This is a genomic window from Rheinheimera hassiensis, assembly GCF_022436675.1.
Lineage (GTDB): Bacteria > Pseudomonadota > Gammaproteobacteria > Enterobacterales > Alteromonadaceae > Alishewanella > Alishewanella hassiensis.
Window position 1 is genome coordinate 1 of sequence record NZ_JAKUJZ010000068.1, and the last position, 241, is coordinate 241.

The 241-nt window shown below is 60.6% G+C and carries 1 pseudogene; it reads left to right on the plus strand.

Annotated features, from left to right (window positions below):
• Positions 1-241, plus strand: a pseudogene (locus MJX74_RS21675) (S-methyl-5-thioribose kinase); the annotation flags it as partial.

A 241-nucleotide genomic window follows, 5' to 3' on the forward strand; every position in this document is an offset into this window, starting at 1 on the left:
GGTTGGGGAATGTCGCTTTATCGTACGTTTACGGCTACCGACGCCGTTGAATACGCCCGCCAATACGGTCGGGTGTCTGAACCGCAGGCACTGGTCAGCGCTGACGAGATCGGTGACGGCAACCTGAATCTGGTGTTCAAGATCCGCGATCGCGAAGGGGTGAGCCGGGTGATCGTCAAACAGGCGCTGCCTTACGTACGTTGCGTGGGCGAATCCTGGCCGTTGACGCTGGATCGGGCGC